The sequence below is a fragment of the Cupriavidus sp. 05N40 genome, assembly GCF_056397305.1.
In genome coordinates this window covers 1-8,758 of sequence record NZ_JBFTND010000261.1, presented here as the reverse complement: position 1 = coordinate 8,758, position 8,758 = coordinate 1, and the positions used below count along the sequence as shown (strand labels likewise).

Here is an 8,758-nt window from a genome sequence, read left to right as displayed (position 1 = left end):
CTGCAGACCGTCCCCGTGCGCGGCAGCATCCCCGGCGGCGTGCCGACCGACCCGACCATCTACCGCTTCTACGAGATCGTGCAGATCTACGGCTCCACGCTCAAGGCGCTGGTGCACGAGCAGTTTGGCGACGGCATCATCAGCGCSATCAACTTCAAGCTCGACATCAAGAAAGTGGACGACCCCGAAGGCGGCCAGCGCGCGGTCATCACGCTCGAYGGCAAGTACCTGCCGACCAAGCCGTTCTGAACGGCACGCCGGTGGCGGGATGGCCGCKGCRCAAGCGGCATCCGTCCACCGCCCCCGGCGRCGCCCGCCGGACCACCTCGCATCAAATGAAGTTGCCAGCCATGAAGCAGATTCTCCTCACCCTGTTCAGCGTCACCACGATCCTGTCGGCATGGCCGGCATTTGCCGGCCCGGACTGGACCGTGATCGAGCGGGCGCGCGCGCAAGCGCGGGCGCAGCGCCAGAACCCGGAGCCCTCGTCCTGCCTCGCGCAGCACCCCGCCAATCATGCGTTCTGCGCGCCACGCGCGGACGGCGGGCGCCGGTGACATACGTACGTGGGCGACGCAGCGGTCCATCGCGAGGGCGTGCGCACCGCGCCCTGACGAAGCACCGTTCACAACACATTCCCCGATCCGCCATGTAGACCGGGCGCCGCTTGCCGCGCCGCCGCGACAGCCGACTTGGTATCCGTCTGTATCAGCGGCCCGATGCGATACGCACGCTCACCGCCAGGGTGCCAAGTCACTACGGGCCGGATACATCGGTCACCTTAAATGCTTCCTGTAGCGCGGCGGTGGCAGCAAAGACCAGATGGTCCCGCCAGCGACGCAACGCGGCCGCGACTAAACAACGCCGCCGCAGCCCGATACATCACCCTGGAGCTTCATCATGAACACCACCAACGTCACCACCCTCGCCAAGCGCCTTGTTTCCATCGTCGCCTTCGCCGCCGCCGCTGGCGGAATGCACGCGGCTTTTGCCGCCGATGTGGGCGTGGAACATGGGTATCGCTACAACGTATCCGTTGCACGCAACGACGCGCGCGATCCCTATACCGACGGCGCCAACAACGGCAAGCGCGATGCGTTCTCCGATGGCGCATACAGCAGCGCCGCGCAGCAGATCGTTGCCAGCGCTTCGCACATCGGCAAGCGCGACCCGTTCACCGACGGCGCACGCATCGACCAGCGCGATCCCTTTACCGACGGCGCCAACAACGGCAAGCGCGACGCGTTCTCGGAAGGCGCATACAGCGGCGCGGCGCAGCAGGTCGTTGCCAGCGCTTCGCACATCGGCAAGCGTGATCCGTTCACCGACGGCGCACGCATCGACCAGCGCGACCCCTTTACCGATGGCGCCAACAACGGCAAGCGCGATCCGTTCTCGGAGGGCGCGCGGGCCGGTAGCCCGGATGTGTTTACGGACGGTGCGCTTGCGTGATGTGCCGCGGACCGTACGGGTGGGTGAGGGGTGGAGCCATGGCCGGGTTCATGGCGTGAACTCCGCTTCGACAGGCTTGACGAGTTAAATCGCTTGCATCTATCGCCCCCGGTCGATCGGCTGCGGCCCCGGGCAGCAAGGGTGCGGGCAACCCGGCATGAAGTTGATGTGCGCAAAGTCCGGCGGCTCCGCTGATCTTCCTGGCTGGTAACGGGCAATTTCCACAGAGATCATGCTCGCCGGCACACCAAATGTCGTCAGCAACTGTTCCATGTGAGACACGCGCTTGCGTGCAAAAGCATGGCTGATGCCGGCGGTCGGGGCCTCATACACCGCAATATGGAAGCCCTGCTTGTTCTCATAGGCCGCCGGTTCGTCGATCATCCACTCCGCCAGTCTGCGCACCTCCGACGCTGGCAGACGATCCGCGCCGCGCTCGAAATTGCTGTTGAAGGAGATGTCAAAGCTGCACGCCAAGGCGGGCTGCGCGAGGATCGCGGCGACAGCAGCAATGCTGCGGAATATCTTAGACAATGACATAGCCGGCCACGCTATCAGCATTCTCAATACACTGCGGATTCTTTGCCGCAGCCTCCTGCTTGACAACAAACAGCTGGTAAAAATGATCCTTAGTCGCCATGGCATCCTGGAAGTGCGAAACCTCATGTACAAGCGTTAGCAACTGCGAATCGATGAGGTGAGAGTAGGGCGATAGGTCGCAGAATTTCAGTGCAATGGCGATGGTGTGGGTCTTCGTATCTGGAGCACAAACTGCGGCTGCGACCCGTGGATTGTTGCGAGTTTTTGGCGTGCATCCGATGTACTCCATCATCTCGTCGGAATAGCGGACGAAGTTATCCGCGGTCAGCTCCCTGAGGATCGACTCGATGCGAGGAATTCCCTCAAGCAGACACTGGCGGACCTTGTCCTCAGAGGTGCCAAACCAAGTCTCAACTCGCGCTCGATCTGCATCGTTCCACCGACGAAGCTCCACCAACCTCTTGATGCAGCATGAAATCGCCTTGACTCGAAGCGAGAGGATGGCACTGCGAAACTCCCCATTGCTCACGTTCGGGCAGATCCGCGTCGCATCGTCCACGACCTTGCCCGGCTTCTCGGTCAGCTTTTCTGCAGCGACCGGCACGTAAGTGCCTGGGGCGGATGAAGGCTGGTGGAGGTGTCCTGTCCAGTTCACCTCAATGAGGAAGTCCTGCTGTGACGGGACGACGACTGGTTTTATCGCGCACCGACACATCACCCTTGCTCCCCGCACTAGGATTCGCCTTCCATCCATGAGCGTGAAATGCGGAAGGGCGTCGTTCATCACCGGGCCGCCCACGTTGCATGCCGGACAGGTAGCGTGGTCTCCCTCCGCTGCCACACTGACACCGTGATGCGCGAAGCCGATCACTGTGGAAATCAGCGTCCCGTCTGTACTTGTCTTGTCGCCATGCTTCAATGCCTCTCGCATATCCGTCATGCCTTTCTCCGTTGTCAGGTGGATGAGACCCAAAGTGATCGAACCGCCGTGCAGTGTTCCAGCGGATCGGCCAGTTGAGATCGAGAGAGGTCTGCAGGAATGCGAAGAAACGTCTTGTTGAGGGCGGGAATTGAGTTGCGTCAATTGTGTCGAGAAGGCCGGCAGTGGGGCGGGCACCATATGCGCACCGCCGATCCGGGATAGCTATCCTTTGGCAAGGATCGGACGTGACTGACGCGGACCTCTGGCCTATGTGGCTCGCCTCCCCAATCTATAGAGGTGACCAACGAGGGCGTTGGTCATTGCGAAGGTCATTGACGGGTGCCGATGATCTTCCCCCCCCTGGGTCAGCACAATGCCTGCACCCGGTTGACTGCCTGGTCCAGCTGCTGCTTTAGCGGGGCAAGCAGGGCATGCAGGCCATTGCTGGCGGCATGCTCGCCCGCCTGCAATTCCAGCAGCGTCAGCAGAGAGTCCAAGCCGGCGCTGACGCGTATCAGGTCGTCGCAACTCTGCTGGATGGTTTTATAGTTCCACTCAGCGCCGAACGTGGCGTCACTTTCTGGCGGCATCGGATCTGCGACTAGCTTGGCTTCCATTGCAGCATTTCTGGCTTCGGCTGCAGTACGAGGACGACGTTGGCGGGCAGTCATGATGGCTCCTTGGCAGGTAGGGTCGATTGAGACGTCCATGTGGTGGACGAGGTGTCAACGATCCGCGCTCTCGCTGCTTCGGATGACGAGCGCGATAAAGCGCGTGCAGCACAGTACGTTTGCAAGTGCGATGTATGGAGGGTCCGCGACCAAGCAATCTCCGTAAGAGGCTGAGGCATGAGCCATAATGCGACTTTTGTCTGCCCTGGCAACGTGACTGGCATTGCTAACGCCTGCGCTGCATCCGTCAAGCTCTGGCCTGACGCTTGCCCTAGACATGTGTCCGAGATTTTGGCGGCGGTGCCGGCCGGGCGCCTCTGGTCGTGCGCGAACGGATCCGCCTCGCCGGTACGGAAGAGGTTTTCTGCGGGCCCTCGCTACCTGCCATGCGGCACGTACCCGCGACAGCCAGCGACGGCATACGCACCAATGTACCTTACAAGGATAATTTGTCCTAATTGAAATGCGTGATCGCGTCGAGGAACTGATAGATTTCGTGGCGGAGGGTCATCGCCGCTACAAGCACATGGAAGACCTGACCGGGATCAAGGCGGACAGTTGGAAGAACGCATGCCGGGGGCAGCAGCGATTCACGCAGGAAATGATCGAGAAGATGGCGGAGATTTGGCCGCAGTATGCGTACTGGCTGGTCACCGGGCGAACCGATGCGGAGCACGGCCACACGTCGCCGATTCTTGAGCGGATAGCACGTGATCTGAAGAAGGTTAGGGGGCCAGAAGGATAGTTGGTGAGGTAGGGGAAAATCCCCGACCTACGCAGTTATTGCGAGTCTCGAACACCCCGGCAGCCCGGGAATATTGACCGGCCCCAGAACGCACCTCCTTCCTGCATTTGGCCCCCGCTTTGCAATACGCTTGAGCATCGGTCTCCCGCAACGCGGGCAGCTTGGTGCCACGGCGTGCGGCCGGTTTCCTCGACCATGTGGCCGCGCGTCCGAAACGCCGCACCCACAAGCAGTTCAAACTGGTAAAACCCGCCGCCCTGCGGGCCACCATCGGCCACCCCGACCCGGCGGAAATCCGCGGCATGATCCACGGCCTGCACAAGGCGCGACGCGTCTACCCCGGCCGCATGCTGCCGCGCCTCTGCGTCGCCTGTTGCTCGGCTATGTGCCGCGACGATCGGAGGTAAGCGCCGGTGAACGCAATGCCAGCGTCAGCACAGCGCCTGCACGCGGTTGACCTAGCCCAATCACCAGGGCCACCCACGCCCGCCAAAGTCCAACACCCGCCAGCGAACCAGTTCAGCCATCGATAGAGGCCGCTGGGCTTGCCTTCTCAAAAATTGCTCTGCGGCGTCCGGCCTCTGCCTAGGCCACCGATGCAGTGATCACCCGGGTTTCTCGCATCCTCCGAGAAGCGGCCTCCGCCCTCTGGGCTGAATTCGTCGAACTGCTTGCTCTACCCCCGGACAATGGCCCTGGCGCAGGGAATTTAGATGTTCAGCTTGTGTGAATGTTGCATAGGACATTTCCTATCGACATACTGACGAGCAAGAGAACGAGTACGCATACGCGTGCCATAGATCGGGCAAGAAGGGGCGAGAAGTTGAGCATTCAGGAACGCGGATTCAACGCTGTGCGACTCTCGAACGAGCGCAAGCAACCGGCCGAGCCGCCGAGCTTCTCGCTCGGCAAGATCTACAACAGGCGGACTGACATCCATCCGCCCTTCGGCGGCAACGATCAGAGTGGCATAGCGCATTCGAGGTAAGCGGATCGCCAGCACCGTGGTTGACGACGAGACAGGAATGGTGCTGCTTTAGGCTTGCAACGCCAGTTGAGCGGCGACGTTCCACGGCAGAAGTTCGTCGATCCGATTGACGGGATGATCGGCGATGCGGGCCAAGACGTGACGCAGATAGGCCTCGGGATCGATGCCGTTGAGTTTGCAGGACCCGATGAGCGAGTACATTGCGGCCGCGCGCTCTCCGCCACTGTCAGCGCCGGCGAATAAAAAATTCTTCCGACCCAACGCGACACCGCGCAGCGCATTCTCCGCGATGTTGTTGTCTATCTCTGCCAGGCCATCATCACAGTAGTAGATTAGCGCTTGCCACTGGTTCAGCATGTAGTTGATGGCTTTGGTCGTTTCCGACTGCGTCGAGAGCGTCAATAGCCGCTCTCGCAACCACACTTCGAAGCTGTCCAGTATGGGCCGGGATCTTTGCTGCCGCACCTGTTGACGCACGGCAGGTGGCTTACCCCGGATTTCCGCTTCGATGGCATAGAGCTCGCCGATCCGGCGTAACGCCTCCGTTGTGGTCGGCGTTGCCTTGCGGACATRCAGATCGTGCACCTTACGGCGCGCGTGGGCCATACAAGCTGCTTCGCGCACACTGCCATCGGTAAAAACTGCGTTGAAGCCCGCATACGCGTCTGCCTGCAAGATGCCGCGGAAGCCGGCCAGATGCGCTTGGGGATGTTGGCCCTGGCGATTTGGTGTGTAGGCGAACCAGGCCGCAGGCGCAGCATCCGAACCCGATGCGCGATCGTCCCGCACGTAGGCCCATAGTCTTCCCGTCTTGGTCTGCCCCTTACCTGGCGCAAGTACCGGCAGCGGCGTGTCGTCCGCGTGCACCTTGCCGGGCATCATCACGTATCGGTGCAAAGCCTCGACCAGGGGGCGTACCAGCGCACCGCAAGCGCCGACACCGCGAGCCATGGTCGTGCGGTCCAGCTCCACGCCCTGCCGGGCATAGATAGCGGCTTGGCGGTACAGCGGTTGATGATCAGCGTATTTGGCAACCAGTATGTGAGCGTGCAGCCCCGCCGTGGCAATGCCGCGCTCAATCGGCCGGCTTGGCGCCGCAGCCTGGACGATGCAATCACAACAGGCGCAGGCCTTCTTGCGCCGCACCTGCCGAATCACCCTGAATGAACTGCTGATGATATCGAGTTGCTCCGAGATGTCCTCGCCCAGCGGCTTGAGCTTACCGCCGCACTCTGGACAGGCTTCGGTCTCGGGCTCGAGAATGCGATCCTCCCGCTCCAAGTGTTCCGGCAACGGCTTGCGTACCGCTTTCTTCCGGACAGGAGGGGTAGCCTGCGGATCGGCTTCGGTTTCGGCCGCACCTTCCTCGGCCAGCAGATCTTCCAGTCGGGTCTCGAGCTGTTCAATCTGTCGATCCAGCTTCTCGGACTTCTGGCCAAACTGCATCCGCCTCAGCTTTGAGATCTGCAGATTTAGCTGCTCGATCTCCATGGAGCGGACCGCCAAGGCCCGTTCCATGAGTGCGATCGATTCCCGCTGTGCCAACACCAAGGCCTTCAGGGCCTCAATGTCGTCGGGGAGATCGCTGGGGTCGATTGGCATGCGCGGCAGTTTACGCACATGCCACAAGGTTTACAACACCGACAGTGGCGGCCAGGTGCGCTCGGGCTGCTTCCAGTTGATCCCCTCCAGCAGCATCGACAACTGCGCTTGCGTCAGGTGGATCTTGCCGCTGTCGGCCTGCGGCCAGACGAAACGTCCACGCTCCAGGCGCTTCGAGAGCAAGCAAAGCCCATCGCCCGTTGACCACAATACCTTGATGACGTTGCCGCGCCTGCCGCGGAAGACGAAGACATGGCCGGAGAACGGGCTCTCCTGCAGAGTCGCCTCCACCTTCGCTGCGAGCCCGTTGAATCCGCAGCGCATGTCGGTCACGCCTGCGGCGATCCAGATGCGTGTTCCCGCCGGCAACCCGATCATGGCGTCAAACGGTCCAGTACGGTACGCAACGTGGCCAGGTCGACTGCCCCTTCAATGCGAATCACCGCTCGGCCCAAACGGATCTCAATGGCGCCGTGCGGCGGCGTCGGCTCGCAAACCGCAGCGGCCGGACTCATTGGCATCGGACCGGGTGGCGAGCTTGGGTGTTCAACGGTCACCGGCAACAACACCGCGGCTTCCTGGCGCTGCTCCATTCGATAGCGTCGGCGCCAGGTGAACAGCATGTTCGCGTTGATGCCGTGCTCGCGCGCCAATTTCGATACCGAGACACCCGGCTCACACGCAGCGGCTGCCAACCGCCGCTTGAATTCCTCGCTGTGGTTCGGCCGGCCTTTGCGACTGCCGGCGACTGGTTCATCCTGTGACTGTGACAAAGTAGTTCCCATCACTATTTGGTGGGAACTACTTTGGCGCCACTCTACTGAACGGTACAGACGGTGCTGGCGACTCGCTTACCATTCGAGCACGGTTCGAGCCATCTTCATCTTCACGGGCGATAGCGGAGAGCAGTATGGCTATGTTGACGGCGGAGATGAACTTGGCGTCTTCTCCTACACCGGTGAGGGCCAAGTCGGCGATATGACGTTCACCCGTGGCAACCTAGCCATCCGCGAGCACGCGGAGGATGGGCGAGCGCTCCATTTATTCAAATCACTCGGCAAAGGCAAGGGGCAGGAATACATTGGCGAGTACGCCTATGCTGGACACTCGATTCGTCGCGGCCCCGATAAGCACGGGCAGCAGCGCGATGTGATCGTCTTCCAACTTGTCCCTGTGGCACTCCTGGACGATGAGTGCAGTGCGTCGTTCGACGACGATGCCACTGAGCCAGCGCCAGCCAGTTTGGAAGAGGCACGGCGGCGAGCCATGGAGGCGCTTCACGACTCACAAGTGGCAACGGGAAAGACCGCACTGCGGCGACTGTATCAACGCAGCAAGCAAGTGAAGGACTACGTTCTGCTGCGTGCAGCCGGGAAATGCGAGTCGTGTCTCCAGCCGGCGGCGTTTCAGCGGAAGGATGGGTCTCCGTATCTGGAACCGCATCACACGACGCGCGTTTCGGATGGCGGTCTTGATCATCCAAGTCATGTTGCGGCGATATGCCCGACGTGCCATCGGCACATTCATCATGGGCGTGGGGGGCATCAGAAGAACTTGGAGCTAATGGAGGCGATTGCGGCTAAGGAGAGCGCGCAATAGGCACCCTCGTGAGAGCTTGCCAGCCCAAGAACGATGTTGCACGCGGATGGGAGCGCCGCCTTCGCCGGCACGACTGATGTGCCTCCAGCCATACCTGAGTTCCGGCCCCGTCACCCTCTGCGACCTCTCGCCCGCTACTTCTCTTTCGATCCCGGGGTTCCTATGCCGGGTTGATGCAAAGTGCCGTATTAGCCGCCCACGACGCAGACTTCACGTCCCAAAGCTTTGGTCACCACCAC

General features: G+C 61.4%; 12 protein-coding genes. 6 read left to right on the top strand and 6 right to left on the bottom strand.

Annotation, left to right across the window (positions count from 1 at the left end; all coding sequences use genetic code 11):
• The 3 genes from cynS to AC1DO7_RS36705 form a co-directional block, all read left to right on the top strand.
• Nucleotides 1-249: cyanase (gene cynS, locus AC1DO7_RS36715; protein ID WP_477117260.1), on the top strand; the 249-nt coding region annotated here is incomplete at its 5' end.
• Nucleotides 250-350: 101 nt separating this feature from the next.
• Nucleotides 351-557, top strand: a complete 207-nt coding sequence (locus tag AC1DO7_RS36710; protein WP_477117259.1) for a hypothetical protein — start codon at nt 351-353, stop codon at nt 555-557.
• Between the two features lie 343 nt (nt 558-900).
• Nucleotides 901-1,452: a hypothetical protein gene (locus AC1DO7_RS36705; protein ID WP_477117258.1), complete on the top strand. Its 552-nt coding sequence runs from the start codon at nt 901-903 to the stop codon at nt 1,450-1,452.
• 99 nt (nt 1,453-1,551) lie between these two features.
• On the opposite strand, the gene AC1DO7_RS36700 is transcribed toward AC1DO7_RS36705, so the two are convergent.
• The 3 genes from AC1DO7_RS36700 to AC1DO7_RS36690 form a co-directional block, all read right to left on the bottom strand.
• Nucleotides 1,552-1,986 carry a hypothetical protein gene (locus AC1DO7_RS36700; RefSeq protein ID WP_477117257.1) on the bottom strand — a complete coding sequence of 145 codons (435 nt, stop codon included), beginning with the start codon at nt 1,984-1,986 and terminating at the stop codon, nt 1,552-1,554.
• Nucleotides 1,979-2,932, bottom strand: coding sequence for a M35 family metalloendopeptidase (locus tag AC1DO7_RS36695; protein ID WP_477117256.1), 954 nt, complete (start codon nt 2,930-2,932; stop codon nt 1,979-1,981). Before AC1DO7_RS36695 ends, AC1DO7_RS36700 begins: the two co-directional genes overlap by 8 nt.
• A gap of 347 nt (nt 2,933-3,279) precedes the next feature.
• Nucleotides 3,280-3,585, bottom strand: a complete 306-nt coding sequence (locus AC1DO7_RS36690; protein ID WP_477117255.1) for a DUF1484 family protein — start codon at nt 3,583-3,585, stop codon at nt 3,280-3,282.
• A 463-nt stretch (nt 3,586-4,048) separates the two neighbouring features.
• Between AC1DO7_RS36690 and AC1DO7_RS36685 the strand changes: the two genes are divergently transcribed.
• Both AC1DO7_RS36685 and AC1DO7_RS36680 read left to right on the top strand, forming a co-directional pair.
• Nucleotides 4,049-4,330, top strand: coding sequence for a hypothetical protein (locus AC1DO7_RS36685; protein WP_477117254.1), 282 nt, complete (start codon nt 4,049-4,051; stop codon nt 4,328-4,330).
• 161 nt (nt 4,331-4,491) lie between these two features.
• Nucleotides 4,492-4,737 (top strand): hypothetical protein, encoded by a 246-nt coding sequence (locus AC1DO7_RS36680; protein WP_477117253.1) that lies wholly within the window; start codon nt 4,492-4,494, stop codon nt 4,735-4,737.
• Between the two features lie 629 nt (nt 4,738-5,366).
• Here AC1DO7_RS36680 and AC1DO7_RS36675 read toward each other — a convergent pair.
• From AC1DO7_RS36675 to tnpA, 3 genes are read right to left on the bottom strand one after another with little or no spacing between them, the layout of a single operon-like run.
• Complete coding sequence (locus AC1DO7_RS36675) at nt 5,367-6,920, bottom strand: IS66-like element IS883 family transposase (RefSeq protein ID WP_477117252.1); 1,554 nt, start codon at nt 6,918-6,920, stop codon at nt 5,367-5,369.
• 30 nt (nt 6,921-6,950) lie between these two features.
• Nucleotides 6,951-7,298 (bottom strand): IS66 family insertion sequence element accessory protein TnpB, encoded by a 348-nt coding sequence (gene tnpB / locus AC1DO7_RS36670; RefSeq protein WP_011154074.1) that lies wholly within the window; start codon nt 7,296-7,298, stop codon nt 6,951-6,953.
• Entirely contained in the window at nt 7,295-7,615 is a 321-nt protein-coding gene (gene tnpA, locus AC1DO7_RS36665) for an IS66-like element accessory protein TnpA (RefSeq protein ID WP_477117251.1), read from the bottom strand. The genes tnpB and tnpA overlap by 4 nt, the downstream gene beginning before the upstream one ends.
• Here tnpA and AC1DO7_RS36660 point away from each other — a divergent pair.
• Nucleotides 7,542-8,519, top strand: coding sequence for an HNH endonuclease (locus tag AC1DO7_RS36660; protein WP_477117250.1), 978 nt, complete (start codon nt 7,542-7,544; stop codon nt 8,517-8,519). The genes tnpA and AC1DO7_RS36660 overlap by 74 nt on opposite strands.
• Nucleotides 8,520-8,758: the final 239 nt, after the last annotated feature.

What these genes read in the sequence shown, in the direction of transcription:
- AC1DO7_RS36710 (WP_477117259.1), top strand. Translation starts at nt 351, where the DNA reads ATGAAGCAGATTCTCCTCACCCTGTTCAGCGTCACCACGATCCTGTCG.
- AC1DO7_RS36705 (WP_477117258.1), top strand. Translation starts at nt 901, where the DNA reads ATGAACACCACCAACGTCACCACCCTCGCCAAGCGCCTTGTTTCCATC.
- AC1DO7_RS36695 (WP_477117256.1), bottom strand. Translation starts at nt 2,932, where the DNA reads ATGACGGATATGCGAGAGGCATTGAAGCATGGCGACAAGACAAGTACA.
- AC1DO7_RS36690 (WP_477117255.1), bottom strand. Translation starts at nt 3,585, where the DNA reads ATGACTGCCCGCCAACGTCGTCCTCGTACTGCAGCCGAAGCCAGAAAT.
- AC1DO7_RS36685 (WP_477117254.1), top strand. Translation starts at nt 4,049, where the DNA reads ATGCGTGATCGCGTCGAGGAACTGATAGATTTCGTGGCGGAGGGTCAT.
- tnpB (WP_011154074.1), bottom strand. Translation starts at nt 7,298, where the DNA reads ATGATCGGGTTGCCGGCGGGAACACGCATCTGGATCGCCGCAGGCGTG.
- AC1DO7_RS36660 (WP_477117250.1), top strand. Translation starts at nt 7,542, where the DNA reads ATGTTCGCGTTGATGCCGTGCTCGCGCGCCAATTTCGATACCGAGACA.